This is a genomic window from Kaistella palustris DSM 21579, assembly GCF_000422265.1.
GTDB classification, from domain to species: Bacteria; Bacteroidota; Bacteroidia; order Flavobacteriales; family Weeksellaceae; genus Kaistella; species Kaistella palustris.
Map to the genome: position 1 here is coordinate 17,725 of NZ_AULL01000002.1, position 17,608 is coordinate 35,332.

Sequence of the window (17,608 nt, forward strand, 5' to 3'; positions counted from 1 at the left end):
TCGCTTATTAATAGCCTGTATTTTGGGGTTTCAGGTTGGGATTAAGGAGCAGTTCTTTTTCAGGGATCGGCCATACACGGTGATGGGCTTTCCAGTTGGGCTTTTTCGTAAGCAACAAGTCGAGACGGTCCATCCTTTTCAAATCGAAGAAGCGGTGCCCCGTTTCGGTAAAGAACTCCCTGCGGTCTTCCAACAGGATTTCATTCAGCACTTCACTTTTTGTTATAGGAGCTGCAACGGGCGGAAGTGCCGCCCGAACCCTGGTAGCATTAAGATAGGGCAGAGCTTCAGACACTTTATTCTGTTGGGCTAATGTTTCCGCCAATAGCAGATATACTTCCTCAATCCTGAAAACCACAGAATATTCGTCGGTATTTCCCGTAAGGTTCCTGTACTTATACGGTCTGTACCACGTATTACCACCCACAGTCACGGCTTTTGTCCACGCTGCTCTTCGCAAGTCGTTCGCAGAAAGAGAGGTCATAAAATCGCTGGAAAGAGCATAATTATAGGGCGGCATGTAATCGAAATAATAAGCGATGGCTTCCTTCGTTGCATCACCGTTATTCGCAGGCTTCAGCTGCCAGATGATATTGGTGCCCGTTTTTTTGAACGTCTTTGTGACGTCATTCTGGATCACGTACATGTTGTTTCCCACAATTATTTTCAGAAGTGTTTCGGCCTCGGCCAACCGCTGTTCCTGCATATACACTTTAGCGAGCATGAGCTGGGCGGCTTTTTTATTCAGGTAGATGCGCTCTGAATTTCGATAGGAGTCTTCCAGGGCATCAGCACTTTCCTTAAAATGGCCTTCCAGCAGTTGCAGCACTTCAGCAGAAGCTTTCCGCGAAATAGCCTGGTTCAGATGATAATCGGTGCTGACCGGGTATGGAATATCGCCGAAAATTTGCTGAAGATTGAACAGGAGAATGGACCGGATAAGCAGTGCTTCACCGCTGATCCTCTTTCTGTCGGCGGCCACCAGGGTTTCTGACTGCTCACAGCCTTCTATGACCGCATTACAGGCATACACCTGCTGATAGGCCGCGGTCCACTGACTGTAAACCACTGGGTTACTTGGGATGAGCCCGTTGTTATAGACTTCCGGCATTCCGTTCGTTGAAGTCGGCGAGTAAAAATCCAGGTCATCGGTATAGAGGCTCAGCAGCAGCCCTATCTTATCACCGGCAAGCGGGGAATTGCCCCAAACTCCGGCATAAACCCCTGCAAGGGCCGCCTCGGCGGTCTGCGCATCTGCGAATACGGTTCCGGAGGCGATCTGGTTCGCAGGCAGGTCAACTTCGATGAGTTTTTCACACGAGACCGTCAGTAAGGAGAAAAGACAGCCGGTATAGATGAAGGTGAGAATGGTATTTTTCATTGTGTAGCGTTTTTAAAAATTACAAAGTAGGCCGAAAGACCACGTTTTTAACGGTGGCAGGAAACTGGTCAGAGGATTTTCAGGATCATATCCAAAATATTTCGTCACGGTGAGCAGATTCTGACCTTGTACATAAATTCTGGCATTGGTAAAGAAGGTTCCCCGAACGGGAACATCATATCCCAACTGCACATTTTTAAGCCGGAGGAATGATGCGTCACCCACTGAGGCGGTGCTGTTCTGAAAATAAGGATGTAACGGGTTAGCTGTAGATTGGTACGGCATATAAAGACCCCCAGGATTCTGCGGTGACCACACGTCAAGCGCCTGCACCGGCAGGTTGTTCATTAACCCCGGCGATGGAATCGAATTATTGAAGTTCCTGTTGCGCTGTTTTACGAACTGGACGAGAAAGGACAGGTCCCAGTTCCGATAGCTGAGGCGGTTGCTCCACCCTCCGAAAAACCGTACCCCTAGATCTTCAATCACCTTGTTGTCATCCGGTGCCGAGATCTTTCCGTCGCCGTTATAATCGGTAAAAATATATTTACCGGTAGCCGCGTCGATTCCTTCAAGATTGTAAAGTTTTACAATCGTTACCGGCATTCCAATGACATAGGTATTGGAATAAGTGGAACCTTCCAGTCCCGGAAATGAAAGCAGTTTGTTCTTCGGAATGCTCATATTGAAGGCGGTTTCCCACTGCATTGTCCGGCCTTTAAAGGAATGGTAGCCCACCTCAACTTCTACTCCTGTATTTTCCACATCTGCTGCCAGATTTGCAAGCACAGAGCTGAAACCAGTGACAGTAGGCAATTGGTAGCCGACCAGCTGACTCGACGAGCGGTTGCGGTACCAGGAGGTCGTCAGGCTGAGCCGGTTGGCAAACATCCCAAGTTCCAGCGCAGCTTCCAGCTTCCGGGTTTTCTCCCAACTGTAGTCGGGATTAAACAGGCGCGACGGAACCAAACCTGTAACTCCGTTGTAGATCATATTGGATACGGTATAGGTGTCATGGTACTGATAATCGCCTATATGATCACTTCCCGTGAGTCCGTAACTGCCCCTCAATTTCCCTGTGCTCAGCCATTTCAGATCTTTCACGAAGTTTTCCTCAGAGAATATCCAGGCGGCACCCACCGCCCCGAAATCTGCAAAACGGTTGTTGGGTCCGAAGCGGCTGGAACCATCACGCCGCCCGGTCAGGTTTAGCAGATAGCGCCCGTTATAACGGTAGTTGACCCGGCCGAAAACCGCCGCATAGCGGTATTCCGTCGTCAGTTGATCCCCAACCGTCTTGGTTTTTGCCGCTGCGATATTGCTGATCAGGGCATTGCTCTCAAAACCGGTACCGGTCATATAACCCTGTCCCAGCTGGTCCTGCTGCACGGTTGCGCCCGCAAGGGCAGTGAGCCTGTGCCTGTCTCTGATAAATGTCCAGCTCACCTGCGGTTCAACCACGTAGGAGAACCGGTTCTGGTCAGACTTGCTTGCCCGCGAAGTGGAACTGTTAAGCCCCTGTGCGGTAGCGGGATTATACAGCGTGTTCGGCTGGAAGGACCATTCTTCAAAGTCCTGATACGTGATCCCCCCATTGAGTTTAACAGTAATATTTCTAAGCAGTTCAAAACTGGCCGTAAGGTTCGTCATGAATTGTTTATTCTCATTGGTATAGTTCCCTTTGAAGGCGGCAACCGGATTAGTGAAGGTGCCGTTGGCCCAGTTCAGACTGCCGTCTGCCCCATAAAGCTCCGGCGCATTGGGCGGCAGTAGGAAAGCCTGCCTTGTAATATCCGTGCCTACCGCATTATTTTTCAGCAGCGCAATATTGTTGGCCATACTCAGTTGCAGCCGTTGATCCCGGGAGTGGTGGGTGACACTGTTGGACAGGGTGTTGGCAGTATACCGGAAACCGTTGCCGAAAGGGGTCGTCTGTTCGGTGTGTCCCACACTGATGCGGAAGCGGGTCAGCTCACTGCCACCACTAACCGAAGTACGTACCTCTGTCATCGTAGCGCTATTGCCAAGCAGTTCTTCCGGCCAGTCCGTATTTCGTGTTGGGTCCCACGTACCGTTCACATCGTATGCATTCGCGGGAAAAGTTGTGACCCCGCTGTTTGTATACGCCTGGCGGCGCATCTGCAGGTATTGCGCGGTATTCATCATTTTGAGATTATTCAGGGCTTTGCTGATTCCGTAGTTGGCTGTAAAAGAAAGGCTGGTCTTACCGGATTTTCCTTTTTTCGTGGTGATCAGTACTACACCGTTGGCCCCACGCGATCCATAGATTGCTGTAGCATCAGCGTCCTTCAGTATTTCGAAGGTTTCAATGTCATTCGGATTGATGCTGTTTAAAGGACTGATACTGCCCAGCGGCAGTGCGGTCGCCGAATATTTCGTGGGAGTGTCCATGCCGATTACAATACCATCAACAACATAGAGCGGCTGATTGCCGTCTGTACCGCTGTTAGCAATAGTACGGAGGCTGTTGCGCCCGCGGATCTGAACCTGGTAGCCTCCACCGGGTACACCACCATTCTGTGTAATACTCACCCCCGCCATTCTCCCCTGTACGGCAGCGAGTACGTTACTCACAGGCTGGTTTTCGATGTCTTTGGCGGTAACGCGGGAAATGCTGCCCGTACTTTCTTTCGCTTTCACCTCGTAGTACCCGGCATTAAGGGTGACTTCCTGGATTGCACTTTCCTTTCCCTTGAGCGAAATCGCAAAGTGGCTTTTACCGTCGGTCACGATTTTTCCCTCTGTGTACTCCGGATGTCGGAAAACAAGGATGGGATTTTCGCCAGTGATCTCAAGTCTGAATGCACCCGCGGAGTTAGTGGTGGTGGCCTGCGAAGTGCCGCTTTGTGAAACTACCACCCCGCTCAGGGGCTTCTCGCCGTCATTTACGGTTCCCGTGACGGTCCGGGTCTGCGCGTGTACTGTGCAGTACGCGGCGGAGAGCAGGAAGGCAAAGGTCAACCCTGCCGGCCTGCAAAACTTTTTTTTCATAGTTTTGTTCTGGTTTTTAGTTAGTCATTAATTAATTTCCACGCTCTTTCCCGCGGCTGCAAACTTTAGGGAAAGGGCTTTTTTATGTCCCTGCGCATCATATCGACCGCGCATACTGATATCTATTTCGCTGTTCTTTCTTCTTTCTTCATCTTTCGCCCTAGATCATCCATCATTCCTCAGTAATTATCCATTACCCATTATTCATGATCCCTACCACCCTTCATCACTCATCATCCATCATTCATTATTAATTTTTCATTTTTAATTATTCATTATTAATTAGTCATTACCTCCTTCTATCGGACTGTCTCGCGGGAAAGCAAAACACAACTGATGAAAAAATGAAAACCTCCCCGCTAAAGAACAATCCTTTTTAGTCTATTTTAATTGGTTAAACGTCTTAATTATCTGAACTTTCTCAACTACCCGCCATCTCATATCTCATATCTCATATCTCATATCTCATATTTAATATCTAATATCTAATGTCTCACATCTAATGTCTCAAATCTAATGTCTCAAATCTAACATCTAGCATCTACCGTCTACCGCCTCTTAACTCCTGGCTCTCGCCTCTTACACCCGGATTGCCTCGCGGGAAAGCAACATCAAAAAAACGCTTCCCCGCTGATGAGCAATCCTTCAAAAAAGCACTGATATGAAGCTTTTGCTTTTCTACGAAGTATTATTATAAGCACTGACCATGGACCTCATAAATGAAGGCCTTATTTGGAATTTGAAAAGAAATAGAATAAGTGATGTCCCGCGAAGCAGTTAAGCCGCAATGGCTGCGCAACCATTGTATATGTCATTCTGAATGATTTTAAGGTCATTCCGGGCAGGCAATGAAATTTCCTTTGCTGGGCAAATACATTTCATTGCTGTGCTGTATACTGTAAAAGTTACGCTTAGGATTGAGAAATCTGAATACAAAACAGCGTGGGTCTCAACATATCCGACTCGAGGTACTGGTATACCGTGCAACAGATAAGTGAGCCCACGCCTAGGTCGTGAGCTACTATACTTATCGTCTCGCTGCTAAAAATTACCAGTTTTCAAGTCGAGATTCTAAGCAATAGCTTCTTTTTTGAAGTATCGCAAAATTACATTTGTGTATGTAATCTTGAAGCAAATATAACAAATATTTTTAATATTCGGACTTTAATCCGAAATTATTTTGCTTTTAAGCTATTATTTTGCTAATATGAACGTAGCAAATAGGAGAATCGTTGAATTTATCCGGGATCAATGGGTAATCCCGATGAATAACAACAGCAAATTTGCGAACGAAAACAACATTGATGAGAAAACAGTCCGCCGAATTAGAGAGGACACCACTTATCAGATCAGTTTAGTGACAATCCAAAAAATATGTGAAGCAAAAGAGTTGCTGTTATACGATTTTTTCAAAATGGTCGGCGTCTAATTTTTGCTGACCACGCAAACTGGCTCTACACTACCATGCTTTAATTCCCAAACCTTTGGTAATATCTCTCAGAACATTGCTGCAGAACCTGCTCTGTTTCTTGCAAATCCTTTCGCAGCACAGTAATCCACATAAGAAGAATAATTATAATGGCCACAGCGATAACATTGTAAATTTTAAGAGTTCTCATAAGTATGTTTTCTGCAAATATATCATTCAACTCAAAAACAGAAAGCTTGCATCTAAATAAAGGGTGATAAAACCCTTTCAGAATGTGTTTGTGGGCTCAATGACGGCTGTGACAGTTCAGTTAAAAATGACAGATTTTCATGCATGTAAGCATGTCGGAGTTTACTTTCAAACTTAGCCTTTTACCAATGGACTAACCTAAGTAAAATACCTATAGAGGCAAATTACTTTTAAAATTGTAAAATCTTGAGCCAACCATAAATGCTATTAAAACAGTTATTGTTCACATTACAGAGTAATAGATCTAACATTTTTCTTAATTTAAGAAAATTTTATTACATATATTTGAAAGTTAGCAGATTGTAAAAAAAAGTCCAACTTAAAAGATGGAAGATTTAGAAATTGACTTTAAACCGACCTTTGATGATTTAAATCAAATAAAAAGTTGGGGATCAAATTTGGATTCAAATTTTTCAACCATTTTACAATCTTTAAATAGTAGCGACTTAATTGTTGCAAAATATAAAAATGAAATTGTAAGTTATTTTGCTTGCAGCAAAAAAGAAGTAACTATTTTTATTTCCCTTGCAGAGACAAAAAAAGAATTTCAAAAAAAAGGTATTGCCGGTACAATACTAAAAACATTAATTACGCATTTTAAATCCTCTCATTTTAAAGCATTTTATCTTTATTGCTCACCTCAAGAATCACAATATTTTTGGACTAAAGTTGGATTTAAATATTTTCCAAAAGATTCTGACCACAGGAAAATTTTTATGTATAAAATTTTTGGTGAAGTTAAGTCACCTGAAGTATGTAATGATGTGCAATTTAAAGATTATATTGAAATTTGGGATAAGGAATGGCCCGACAAGAATGAAACACCAAAATGGATTTGCGAGTTAGAATTTAAAAAGGGATCAAACGAGCTTCTTAAGCCAATTTTATTTTTTGGGAATTGCAAATGGCAAATTAAGGTGGTTAAAAATAATACCTTAAAAATATTAAGATATAAAGAACTAGACAGAAATAGCGAAATTTATGAATGTTTTTACATACCAATCATATAAATGCAATAACAGTTTTGCTACAATCTTCGATTGCCTCAAAAAAGAATATCGTAAGTCAAAGCACCATCACCTGTTTGAAAAGAAATTAGGCAACATCGTGGAGAAAAAAGTATAAATCAAGGAAGATGAAATCTGGGCACGGAAAGCCAAGATCTACATTTCGGATGAAATTAAATATTTTGGAACAGGACATCATTATCGAGTTTGCACTTATGACAAGTAAGGAACTCATAAAATGTTCTTATCCGAAAAACTGGCAGACGAAATCGAGAACAAAAAAAACTAAGGGAATATATTACTAACGGAATTCCAGATCCACAAATACCTCGGAACGGTAAGCAGGTCACTCATCGTCAATAATACCTTATAAAAATGGCGTTTTAAAAGCGTAAAACGCTTGTCCGGGCGTTTAAGAACCGCAGCAATAATATAAAGAGAGATAAGTAGTCATGCATCAATGGTAATTTTACAAATTTAACTGTTATTATAAAAATTATGATAAATTTGAATAAATATCAACCCAAAAAAGTCAACCTATTTAACCAATTGACCACTCCAACATATGACAGAACCGTTAATTTTTGAGATTCCAATTTATCGCTGTTCAAATGAAAAACATTCCAAAGAAATCTCTACTTTAAGAAATAATTTTTATTCTCAATTCGCAGGTTTGCAGCAAGGATTGCCTTTTGAATATTATAAATTTTTTATTGACGATAATTTTTGCTACTCTTGGAAATACAATGAAATTGTAGGTTATCTTAATTTATATTTCCTCGGAAATCAATTTAGAATTGAGTATTGGTTTATAAAAAACGAAAGAATTAATAAAGGAATCAGAAAAAAGAAATTCATTTACTTAGGAAAATTAAGTGAAAAAAACATCCCTACCACGTATTCGTCTTCTGAAATTCATAATCAGGTTTTAGATGAATATAGAAAGTTGGCAAATTATCAAAAGTTTAGAAAGCGATATATAGACTTATCACAATTACTAAACATCGGTAAATTTATTGATTGGAAAAATTTGAGTGAAACTGTTAATCGATTTAAAAATGAAAATTTCAAAATAGAATTTATTGAAAACAAATAGTTTATGACTGCAATTAACATATTCTGCGACAAACTTCAACAAATTTCTTTCGATTAATTTGCAAATCATGCAGAAGAGCTAAGTCGCCGCTACCTACAGTCTCCTGCTTTTAAGCTTTTTATAGTTTCTTTTTGTTTTACCTTTTATAATCCACTTTCCTAAACTAGTTATTGTTAGTGGTGTCAACAACAGCGATCTTAAAAAATTTAAACTTTTATAAAAAATATTTTGTCGTACTAATTGTTATATCGTACTTTGTATCTCAAAGTACTTTCAGTTATGAATACGAATAAATATCCTGACGACTTGAAGGAGATAAAAGAGATAATGTCTCGTACTACCCAGTTTATCTCCTTAAGCGGACTTTCAGGCATTTCGACAGGTATCATTGCCTTAGCAGGGATATGGTTAACCTATAAGACCGTTTTCAAGAATCAAAATTATTTAGTTTATGATGCAGTAACACTGAGCAACGAAAGAGAAATTTATTTGTTAGCCATCGCAATAATAACAGTTATTCTTTCCGTTATTAGTGCAGTATTTTTTACGAAAAGGAAGTCGAAAATCCAAAAGCAAATAATTTGGAATAGTCTAACAAAACGCTTTCTATTCAATTTATTAATACCGCTGATAACAGGTGGTACCTTATGCCTAATGCTCCTGAGTAAAGGGTTTATAGGTTTTTTACCTTCTTTCACTTTAGTGTTCTATGGCCTTTCGCTAATAAATGGAAGTAAATACACATTTCGTGAGATAAGATACTTGGGAATACTTCAGATATTACTTGGGCTGTTAGCATTCCAGTTCATCAGTTATAGCTTATTATTTTGGGCTTTAGGCTTTGGGATTGTTCAGATTATTTATGGCTTAATTATACAGAAGAAAAACTAGCCTGTGAAAAACGTTCTTAACGATTTCGACAAAGCATTTGAAAACAAAATTCGGTTGGGAGTTATGTCAGCATTGGTTGTGAATGAGTTCGTAGATTTCAATACGCTCAAAGAATTGCTCTCTGTAACAGATGGGAATTTAGCGAGCCATTTAAAGTCGCTGGAGAAGAGTAACTATATTACTTATGAAAAAAAATTCTTCGAACGAAAGTCAAATACATCATATTCTGCGACAGAATTGGGTAGGAAAGCCTTTATAAAGCACTTACGTTCAATTGAGCAATTAATAAAACAACTATAGTATATGAAGAACCCAATAAAAAATCAACCCTTTGCCGAAATGCTCGCAATTCTTCTCACACCACTTGGAATAGCTACTATTATTTATATGATCACCATTGAAGGTGACTTGGACTTCTTCTGGTAATATTATTAGGCACACTATCTCAATCTATATTCGCATAACATTTACAGACACAAAACGTATTTTTAGATGAACCTTAAATTAAAAAAATAACAAAATGAAAACAATTCAATCTTTAGAAAAAAATCCAAATAAAAGGCTATTAAGTTTGTTATTTGGTGCCGGTATTATTTTATTAATATTTGCGGTATTACAACTAACGGTCGGCACCGGCGTTGACGGACAAGGTTTTAATTGGAAACTAAACGACTTTATAATCTGCGGATTTCTTTTGTTCGGCACAGCATTATTATGCGAGTTCGTGCTGCGAAAAGTCAAAACGCAAAAATTAAGAATCTTTGTTTGCGTTCTGATTTTATTGACATTTGTATTAATTTGGATAGACTTAGCGGTCGGCATTTTCAATATTCCAGGTTTCTCAGGAAGTTAATTCTTACAAAAAATAACTGCGCACAAAAGGCGTTTGGCAAAAAGGTAAGTTTTTACATAAAGCTTGTGCTTCGTATGAAGTTTAGTCAAGGCAAACAGTTTAGTGCTTCGCAAATCCGCTTCTAGGCCAAGCTCCAACATTGTATTCGACAGTGATACTGTTGTAAAACTTCAGTGTTTTTCCACCGTAGCATTGTAGGTGTTTCTCCTGATACCAAAATAAAGCGCATTCATTCAAAAGGTCTCCATCAGAGTGCAGTCTTTGAATGCAGCAAATATTCTCACATTCCAGTAAATCGCAGCCCAGACCTTAATGCAGAAACGCAAATGTAAAGATTCTATCAAACGCGGATTTTTTCGATTGATTCTAAATCATACAGAAACGCATGCATAGGACCTCACCTTTTAAAATTGGAAATCTACAACTGGTTGCACACGTTTCTTAACAATAATATATACAATAATAAATCAATGTGTCGGCCCCACTTTTTTAAAGCGAAAGATTCATTTCTTATATTTGATTGTTGTATCAAACTGTACATAAACACTATCTATTAATGACAAGATTTGAATTATACACATTAATTTTCTCAGCTCTTGTAGCGATTTCGACTGTTGTTTCATTAATATTAAATTCAAAACTAACAAGAGAAGCTAGACTGACACGAGAACACAAAGACTCGCCAGACATTAATGTTTACCTTAAAAGAGCTGAAGCTGATCCGTCATTCATTTTTGTTGTATTCGAAAATATTGGTTTAGGTTATGCTAAAAATGTTAAATTCACAATAATACAAGATTTTAATTGCTATCATCACCAAACGCTCAATTTTTCTAACAAAGGAATAATTAAATATGGGAAAGATAACTTTGCACCAAGCCAAAAGTTTGAATATTTTTTGACCAACTTGTCAGATGATTATAAAAATAAAATCGAAGAGAAAATAATTATAGAAGTATTTTATGAAAATATTTTCAAAAGGAAATATACTAAAACTTTAAATTTGGAACTAAAGGAATTAGCTGGACAAAGTATATTAAAGCCACCAGCGGATTACATAGGTAGAATAGCGTATGAACTTAATGAAATCAAATTAATTTTAGAGAAAATACAGAAAAAACAATAAATTAAAATTATAGCAGCAGTACTAAATTACAGTGTAAAAACAAGGATCTACCTAAAATTTTTGATAAAGCTAAATAACTTATGGAACTTTTGTTCTTTTTATAACCGAACCCCGCGCGCAAAATCTCCTGCCTTGATCTGTTTTACCTATCTTCTACTTTCCCTTCGATAATTCCCGTATTTTTAACCACATTCTCATCATCTCATGTATTTTCCAAAAGTAATTGTTGTTAGTCATGTCTGCAGCACCCTGCTGCTGCACCAATACGTTTGCGCCAATTATAGACGTAAAAATCTTTCGGTACTACCGAAGACCTACCGAAAAACTTCCGTTTTGTTTGTTCAACTTTGTGTTACCAAGCACAATACAGATGAAACCACGGATGACCCGCCTTTGCATTTATCCAAAAGACATCCAGCGCATCACCGGCAAAAGCGAGCGCTACAGCCGCAGTTTACTGCAGTCCATAAAAAAGACACTCCAAAAACCCGACCATCAGGTCGTCACTGTCGAAGAGTTTGCCCTCTATATGGGCATTCCCTACGAAGCAGTCCAACAGTTTATTACCGACTGATCCCACCTCCCACTTTCCTGTTTCCCATCCCCCCTTTCCAATCTTCCCCACCAACCTTCAACGGTCCATTGTCAACCGTCAACTCTCAACTCTCAACCATCAACCGACAAGTATCCACTCTCAACTCGCAACCATCACCAAAAAAAGCCCCCCTGTCGGGAGGCTCACTTCTGCTTTCTCACCATCTTTTGCGTAAAAAATGGATCAAATATTTAACCGTCAGGGTGACAAAGTAACTGGAGAGACCCCCAATTGCAGCTAAAACCACGGTTTTTACTACCTCATCACCTTCTACCTGCATCATCACGATAAGTGCCATGCCACTTGCGGTGCTGATACGCTGGGAGCTGTCAAACGGTGTCAACGAACGCGGTCGTTTGCCACGGCCGTCTGGCTGATAATGCTTGCGATGGCGCCTGCCAGGGCAGCATAACCTGCTGCCGCTGTCACCACCGCCGGCAGAACCACAGGAGCGGTAACAATGGCACCGCCTATTCCCGTTAGGATCAGACCAATATTCCTGATCTTTCGGAAGAATTTGGGCGTAGGCTCCTGCACGCGTTTCACTATTTTTCTCATGACTTTTCTTTTTTAATGATTAATAGAAGTTCCAGGCCACTATCCAGTATCGGATACAGGCGTTCTTTCATTCTTTCCAAAGAAGCGCGCGAGCCGCTTCCTTTTCCGGCACCCGTGTGCGTCAGCACTGGTGCGATACATCCTCGTAACTCTTTCTTTGCCTCATTGGCTGCGTGGAAGAGGATGTAAGATCTCTGCGGCACGCCCATCACCTCAAAATGGAGGTGAAAACGGGGACTCTGTCGCTTTCTCAGCTTATAACTTCCTTCGGGGATGCATGACACGCGCGGTTGGTTATCCTGCCACGGCAGTTCAATCGTCCGGCACAGCTCCTTTCCCTGGAAGTAAAGTACACCGTTCACCCCGTCCGGGTGATAGGTTCGGATCAGCTGCACTTCCATAATTACGGTGTTCCGGAAACTTTCACGATCTGTAGGGCGTTGAAGGCACCGTTCTTCAGTTCGTAAAACGTACCGTTCACTTCCTGGTAGAAACTGATTCCAAAAACCAGGAAAAGCGGGTTGACCGAAGCAGGCGGCAGATTGTTGGTGATCTGCAGCGCTGCCGTAAGCACGGAAGTTATGGCTTGCACGGGCTGTTCATTCACCTCGGAGGCGTACGTTGCGGCTTCGAAATTAATATCCATAGCTGCCGCCACCATCTTGTAGTGCGTGCTTCCGCTGGGCGCAATGATGCTTTGCGTGGGGATGAACGGATCCATATTAATGATCGCGTCGCCGGTTACCCGGTCAATTGTTGCCGTGAAAGGCGCTGCTATGGCGGTGGAAAGCTTTCCGCTGATGTTGAACTCAAAGCCTTCCAGCAGCTCAGCCTCACCGTCGATGACGTTTCGTAAACCCCTCGGATTGATCGCATCCATTTGGATGACCTTCACCATTTCTTTGGTCAGCCGGCCGACCATTCTGGGATCTGAGGAGGTTCTCAAAATACTCTGGATTGAAGACCGCAGTATTTTACCGGCTTTCCCGGCACGTCCAAATTCTGCCATATTCTCGCGTGTTCTCTGAAATCGGGGATCAGACATCATGCGTTCTGCGGAAATTCCGCCTTTCTCTCTGGCCATGTAGCCATCTTTGCTTCGGTAGAAGGTAATATCACCCATAGTACCGTGCAGCTTAATAAGACCTTTTTGTCTTGCCATTGTGTAAATTTTTAAAATTAGATGGAGGATGTTGAGGCACACCCTTGAAAACCTGTTGTGATCACGGGACAAAATTGCCTAACAAAATCATACAAACCAAGTTCCCATGCCGCTTACAGCCGTTTTCGCCAAAGCAGTCCGCTTTCACCGGGACCGTCCATAAATGAAGATTATTGCCGGAAACGACACATATAGCATAAAGATGACCACCACGCAAACTGTTAAGAACCGCCGCTACTCCCATGCCGGCATACTTTACCGTTTTTAGGTGATACAGGGGAACAATGGAAGATAATATGCTCAGTACAGATGTATAGTTCCTTCAGGATGATCATCATTAATTGTATAGTGAGACCAGGATTTATCCGTTAATCTGTACAGTTATTTTAGGATAGGTCGTAGCTACTTTAGGATGGATTCACACTTCATCCTTACTTCATGGATACTTCATGGATACTTCATGGATAGTTCATGAAAACCTGATCACTTTTTTTCGTCAATCCGGCTACAAAAATGGAGCATGGAAATTTTTATCGGTCGCGCAAAATGAACGGCCAAATTCGCATTCTTCTGGCTCGGCATTTTCTCAGGAGACATAATTTTCTTCTTTTAAAATGAGGCGGTCACACCATCCACCCAAAAATCTCCCGGACGGGCAGTACGGTCCACATACTCCACGCCACCGATCAACTGTCAACACAGCTTTCCAATTCCACACACTGATAATGTATCCGCTAAACTGCTGCCTCTACCATCTAAAATTTATAATCTAAAAATTAAATTTGCGGTAGCTACCTGCCCACCCCCCTTCAATCATTATCACTATTTTTGCAGAAACAAAACCTTATGCTCCTTATCGATTCTCCCTCCCACAACGCCTACTTCAATATCGCCACCGAAGAATACCTGCTCCACCGCTTTCCCACAGAAGACATATTTTTGCTATACGTCAATGCACCTTCGATTATCGTCGGCAAATTCCAGAATACCCTGGCCGAGATCAACCTGGATTATGTGAAAGATAAAGACATCAAGGTCGTCCGCCGCATGTCAGGTGGCGGCACGGTGTACCACGATCTGGGGAACCTCAACTTTTCTTTTCACACCCTCTTGGGCGATAAAGATTTTGGTGATTTCTCCACGTTCACCAAGCCTGTCCTGCACATGCTCAACAGTCTCGGTGTGCCCGCAGAATTAAAAGGCAGGAACGACCTTCTTGTTGACGGCAAAAAGTTCAGTGGCAATGCCAAACTGGCCCGACATGGCAAAATGATTCAGCACGGCACCATTCTCCTCGATTCCGAAATGGAAGTGCTCGGTGAAGCCCTGAAAGTAAACCCCCTGAAATTTGTCGATAAAGCTATCAAGTCTACGCGCGCACGGGTGACCAACCTCATCCACTATCTGCCGGAAGGGACAACCACTGAAAAGGTGAAAGATTTGCTGACCGCGGAAATCATTAAAGACAATCCTGGTGCTGAAAAATATGAACTGACCGATGAAGATTTGGCAGGTATTCACAAGCTGATGACCGAAAAATACGAGACTTGGGACTGGAACTTCGGCTTCTCGCCGAAATACAATTTCACCAAAGCGCTGAAATTTCCCGCCGGTTTTGTGGAGCTCCACCTCGATGTGGAAAATGGCATCATCCAAAAAGCCAAGATCTTCGGCGACTTTTTCGCCTCGGAACCCATCGAAGGCCTGGAAGAACAGCTCATAGGACACAAACACGAACCTGAAGAACTATCCCATCTACTCGCAGATCTGGATCTTACTTCTTATTTCGGAAAAGTCACAATTGCCGAGATTTTGGAGTTGTTTAAATAAAATGCAGAACCGTCATTGCGAGGAGGAGGAACGACGACGAAGCAATCTCAATAATGAAAAATTCCGCTGAAAAGAATGATCGTACTTGATTGGCAGGTAATGTGCGATTGAATTAACACGAATTTGAGAATTTGAAAATCTGCGAAGTGCAAATATAATCCGTCATTGCGAGGAGAATAACAATCCCACGTCTTTGCGAGGAGGAGGCATGACGACGAAGCAATCTCAATAATTAAGATTCCGCTGCGCGCTAGAATCGCTTTGCAAACTTGCTGTGTGGTTTTGTGAGTGATTATGCGGCGGGCATGTTCGTTGCGAATAATTATCAAGCCCACCGTCATTGCGAGGAGAATAACAGGGGTACCGTCATTGCGAGAAGGAGGCACGACGACGAAGCAATCTCAATAAAAGAAAAAGTCCACTGAAATATTGAAGTTATTAAAACGATCAGCGGAATTGTTTTTAATAGAGATTGCTTCAGCGGCTACGAGGTAAATCATTTGTTGCCGGTGCAGGTGCCGCTTCGCAATGACAATAATCGCGACTTCCCGATCAGCCATTAATCACGAAAAACCACCAAACCGTCATTGCGAGGAGGAGGAACGACGACGAAGCAATCTCAATAAGAAAGAAAAGTCCGCTGAAAGATAATGGAGATTGCTTCGGCGGCTGCGAAATGAATCATTTGTTGCAGTTGCAGATGCCGCTTCGCAATGACAATAATCGCCTAGTTTCCTATCAGCCATTAATCACGAAAAACGACCGTACCGTCATTGCGGGGAGGATAACAACCCACCGTCATTGCGAGGAGGAGGCACGACGACGAAGCAATCTCAATAATAAAAATTCCGCTGAGCACTAGAATCGCTTTGCAAACTTGCTCTGTGGTTTTGCGAGTGATTATGCCGCGGGCATATTGGTTGCGAATAATTATCAATCCCACCGTCATTGCGAGGAGCATAACAAGCTTACCGTCATTGCGGGGAGGAGGAACGACGACCAAGCAATTTCAATAAGAAAAAAAGTCCGCTGAAAGATAATGGAGATTGCTTCAGCGGCAGCGAAGTCCGCCGACAACCCTAGATTACAATGCCGCATCGCAATGACAATAATCGCCTGGTTTCCTATCAGCCATTAATCACGAAAAACCACCATACCGTCATTGCGGGGAGGATAAAAATCCCACATTCATCGCGGGGAGGAGGTACGACGACGAAGCAATCTCAATAACTAAAATTCCGCTGAGCAACCCTACAATTCTCACTCCTCCACCTCCCCGCGATACTCAGCAAGCAGGACTTCCCACAGCGCCTGCTGTTCGTATGGAGCAATACTTTGCCGCGTGTTTTGTTTAAGTTGCTCATACAGTTTTGGATCGGTAAGGATCTGTTCCATCGCGTTCTGCAGGGCCTCACTGTTCTTGGCCGGCACTACAAGTCCGTTATGGCCCGAAGTCACGATCTCATTGCAGCCATTGATATCCGTGACGATAGCCGGAAGTTCCAGCGCCAGACTCTGCAGCACCACATTGGGAAAGCCCTCGCGGTAGCTTGGGAAAACCAGTGCATTGCTCACCGCGAAATAAGGCCGTACTTCCTGTTGGAAACCGACTGAAATAATATGGGGATTGGTGTGGATCTCAGTAAGTGTCTGCGCTTCGAGCGGATCCAGTTTCTGCTCAACAGGCCCGACAAGCAGAAGTTTATGCCCGCCCTTCAATTTAGTGTTAAGGTTTTTGAATGCTGCCACGAGCTCGTTGATACCCTTGTCCCGCACCAGCCGGCCGACAAAGATAAACACGAAATCTTCAGGTGAAATATTCAGTTCGTTTCTCAGAGCACACTGCTGACTTTCCGGCACTTCGCTTCGGCTGAAAAAGGCGGTGTCGATACCGTTGCTGCTGCCTTGGCCGATGACCTTTAGTTTCGCGGGCTTACAGAACCTGTGTGCCACAATGATCTTCTGAAGTTCAAACGAGTTCGGATAAACCTTGGTAGCAAGACGGCAGGTCAGTTTTTCAATGAGGTTGAGCAGCAGTCTTTTCTTGCCGGTACTTTCGAGCAGCGGTAAGCCAGCAACCGTGTGAAATCGATGCGGTACTCCCGCCAACCTGGCGGCCATCATGCCGACAATGCCTGCTTTTGGTGTGTGACTGTGGACGATATCCGGTTTTTCTTTGCGCAGGAATTTGTAAAGCGCCCACACGGCCTTGATATCTGTAAGCGGCGCGATCGTTCTTGTCATTTCAACCGCGTGATGCTTAACACCGTATTTTTCGGCGACCCGGCGCAGTTCCGGTGCATTGGCCGAGACGGCAGTTACCTCGTAAAACTGATTTAGAAAGGTGAGTTGCTTCCCCAGGAGTTTATCGAGCGAAAGAGGGACGGTCGTGATGCGGATTAGTTTTTTCAAGAAATTT

16 protein-coding genes are annotated in these 17,608 nt (G+C 42.7%); 10 read left to right on the forward strand and 6 right to left on the reverse strand.

The genetic code is table 11. From position 1 onward, the window contains the following. Positions 1 to 7: 7 nt before the first annotated feature. Both H562_RS0100360 and H562_RS0100365 read right to left on the reverse strand, forming a co-directional pair. Positions 8 to 1,381, reverse strand: coding sequence for a RagB/SusD family nutrient uptake outer membrane protein (locus H562_RS0100360; protein ID WP_027375701.1), 1,374 nt, complete (start codon positions 1,379 to 1,381; stop codon positions 8 to 10). Between the two features lie 12 nt (positions 1,382 to 1,393). Beyond that, a complete protein-coding gene (locus H562_RS0100365) occupies positions 1,394 to 4,393 on the reverse strand; it encodes a SusC/RagA family TonB-linked outer membrane protein (protein WP_027375702.1) in 3,000 nt (999 codons plus the stop codon). Positions 4,394 to 5,600: 1,207 nt separating this feature from the next. On the opposite strand from H562_RS0100365, the gene H562_RS0100370 reads away from it, so the two are divergent. The 9 genes from H562_RS0100370 (at position 5,601) to H562_RS15835 (ending at position 11,618) form a co-directional block, all read left to right on the forward strand. Next, on the forward strand, positions 5,601 to 5,822 hold the full coding sequence (locus H562_RS0100370; RefSeq protein WP_027375703.1) for a hypothetical protein: 222 nt from the start codon (positions 5,601 to 5,603) through the stop codon (positions 5,820 to 5,822). Between the two features lie 575 nt (positions 5,823 to 6,397). Next, positions 6,398 to 7,081 (forward strand): GNAT family N-acetyltransferase, encoded by a 684-nt coding sequence (locus H562_RS0100380; RefSeq protein WP_027375704.1) that lies wholly within the window; start codon positions 6,398 to 6,400, stop codon positions 7,079 to 7,081. A 562-nt stretch (positions 7,082 to 7,643) separates the two neighbouring features. Beyond that, positions 7,644 to 8,174 (forward strand): hypothetical protein, encoded by a 531-nt coding sequence (locus H562_RS0100390; protein ID WP_027375705.1) that lies wholly within the window; start codon positions 7,644 to 7,646, stop codon positions 8,172 to 8,174. Between the two features lie 279 nt (positions 8,175 to 8,453). Next, a complete protein-coding gene (locus H562_RS0100395) occupies positions 8,454 to 9,065 on the forward strand; it encodes a hypothetical protein (protein ID WP_027375706.1) in 612 nt (203 codons plus the stop codon). Positions 9,066 to 9,068: 3 nt separating this feature from the next. Next, complete coding sequence (locus tag H562_RS0100400; protein ID WP_027375707.1) at positions 9,069 to 9,365, forward strand: winged helix-turn-helix domain-containing protein; 297 nt, start codon at positions 9,069 to 9,071, stop codon at positions 9,363 to 9,365. A 3-nt stretch (positions 9,366 to 9,368) separates the two neighbouring features. Then, the gene (locus tag H562_RS15795) at positions 9,369 to 9,491 is read left to right on the forward strand and encodes a hypothetical protein (RefSeq protein WP_262493278.1); all 123 of its coding nucleotides are present in this window, start codon (positions 9,369 to 9,371) and stop codon (positions 9,489 to 9,491) included. Positions 9,492 to 9,585: 94 nt separating this feature from the next. Beyond that, positions 9,586 to 9,918, forward strand: a complete 333-nt coding sequence (locus H562_RS0100405) for a hypothetical protein (RefSeq protein ID WP_034690282.1) — start codon at positions 9,586 to 9,588, stop codon at positions 9,916 to 9,918. A gap of 556 nt (positions 9,919 to 10,474) precedes the next feature. Next, the gene (locus H562_RS0100415; RefSeq protein WP_027375709.1) at positions 10,475 to 11,044 is read left to right on the forward strand and encodes a hypothetical protein; all 570 of its coding nucleotides are present in this window, start codon (positions 10,475 to 10,477) and stop codon (positions 11,042 to 11,044) included. Positions 11,045 to 11,279: 235 nt separating this feature from the next. After that, on the forward strand, positions 11,280 to 11,618 hold the full coding sequence (locus H562_RS15835) for a hypothetical protein (RefSeq protein ID WP_316928492.1): 339 nt from the start codon (positions 11,280 to 11,282) through the stop codon (positions 11,616 to 11,618). A gap of 360 nt (positions 11,619 to 11,978) precedes the next feature. On the opposite strand, the gene H562_RS0100430 is transcribed toward H562_RS15835, so the two are convergent. Genes H562_RS0100430 through H562_RS0100440 form a run of 3 tightly spaced genes read right to left on the reverse strand, consistent with a single transcriptional unit; the run spans position 11,979 to position 13,359 of the window. Then, positions 11,979 to 12,197, reverse strand: a complete 219-nt coding sequence (locus tag H562_RS0100430; protein ID WP_027375711.1) for a hypothetical protein — start codon at positions 12,195 to 12,197, stop codon at positions 11,979 to 11,981. After that, positions 12,194 to 12,598 (reverse strand): DUF5675 family protein, encoded by a 405-nt coding sequence (locus tag H562_RS0100435; RefSeq protein ID WP_027375712.1) that lies wholly within the window; start codon positions 12,596 to 12,598, stop codon positions 12,194 to 12,196. The genes H562_RS0100430 and H562_RS0100435 overlap by 4 nt, the downstream gene beginning before the upstream one ends. A gap of 2 nt (positions 12,599 to 12,600) precedes the next feature. Continuing rightward, positions 12,601 to 13,359, reverse strand: coding sequence for a hypothetical protein (locus H562_RS0100440; RefSeq protein ID WP_027375713.1), 759 nt, complete (start codon positions 13,357 to 13,359; stop codon positions 12,601 to 12,603). Between the two features lie 846 nt (positions 13,360 to 14,205). Here H562_RS0100440 and H562_RS0100445 point away from each other — a divergent pair. Further along, complete coding sequence (locus H562_RS0100445; RefSeq protein WP_027375714.1) at positions 14,206 to 15,189, forward strand: lipoate--protein ligase; 984 nt, start codon at positions 14,206 to 14,208, stop codon at positions 15,187 to 15,189. Positions 15,190 to 16,449: 1,260 nt separating this feature from the next. Here the strand turns inward: H562_RS0100445 and H562_RS0100455 are convergent. Then, positions 16,450 to 17,601, reverse strand: a complete 1,152-nt coding sequence (locus tag H562_RS0100455; RefSeq protein WP_027375715.1) for a glycosyltransferase family 4 protein — start codon at positions 17,599 to 17,601, stop codon at positions 16,450 to 16,452. Positions 17,602 to 17,608 lie beyond the last annotated feature (7 nt).

Excerpts from the sequence above, each read along its gene's own strand:
- H562_RS0100360 (WP_027375701.1), bottom strand. The coding sequence starts at position 1,381 with ATGAAAAATACCATTCTCACCTTCATCTATACCGGCTGTCTTTTCTCC.
- H562_RS0100365 (WP_027375702.1), bottom strand. The coding sequence starts at position 4,393 with ATGAAAAAAAAGTTTTGCAGGCCGGCAGGGTTGACCTTTGCCTTCCTG.
- H562_RS0100370 (WP_027375703.1), top strand. The coding sequence starts at position 5,601 with ATGAACGTAGCAAATAGGAGAATCGTTGAATTTATCCGGGATCAATGG.
- H562_RS0100380 (WP_027375704.1), top strand. The coding sequence starts at position 6,398 with ATGGAAGATTTAGAAATTGACTTTAAACCGACCTTTGATGATTTAAAT.
- H562_RS0100390 (WP_027375705.1), top strand. The coding sequence starts at position 7,644 with ATGACAGAACCGTTAATTTTTGAGATTCCAATTTATCGCTGTTCAAAT.
- H562_RS0100395 (WP_027375706.1), top strand. The coding sequence starts at position 8,454 with ATGAATACGAATAAATATCCTGACGACTTGAAGGAGATAAAAGAGATA.
- H562_RS15795 (WP_262493278.1), top strand. The coding sequence starts at position 9,369 with ATGAAGAACCCAATAAAAAATCAACCCTTTGCCGAAATGCTCGCAATT.
- H562_RS0100405 (WP_034690282.1), top strand. The coding sequence starts at position 9,586 with ATGAAAACAATTCAATCTTTAGAAAAAAATCCAAATAAAAGGCTATTA.
- H562_RS0100415 (WP_027375709.1), top strand. The coding sequence starts at position 10,475 with ATGACAAGATTTGAATTATACACATTAATTTTCTCAGCTCTTGTAGCG.
- H562_RS15835 (WP_316928492.1), top strand. The coding sequence starts at position 11,280 with ATGTCTGCAGCACCCTGCTGCTGCACCAATACGTTTGCGCCAATTATA.
- H562_RS0100430 (WP_027375711.1), bottom strand. The coding sequence starts at position 12,197 with ATGAGAAAAATAGTGAAACGCGTGCAGGAGCCTACGCCCAAATTCTTC.
- H562_RS0100435 (WP_027375712.1), bottom strand. The coding sequence starts at position 12,598 with ATGGAAGTGCAGCTGATCCGAACCTATCACCCGGACGGGGTGAACGGT.
- H562_RS0100440 (WP_027375713.1), bottom strand. The coding sequence starts at position 13,359 with ATGGCAAGACAAAAAGGTCTTATTAAGCTGCACGGTACTATGGGTGAT.
- H562_RS0100445 (WP_027375714.1), top strand. The coding sequence starts at position 14,206 with ATGCTCCTTATCGATTCTCCCTCCCACAACGCCTACTTCAATATCGCC.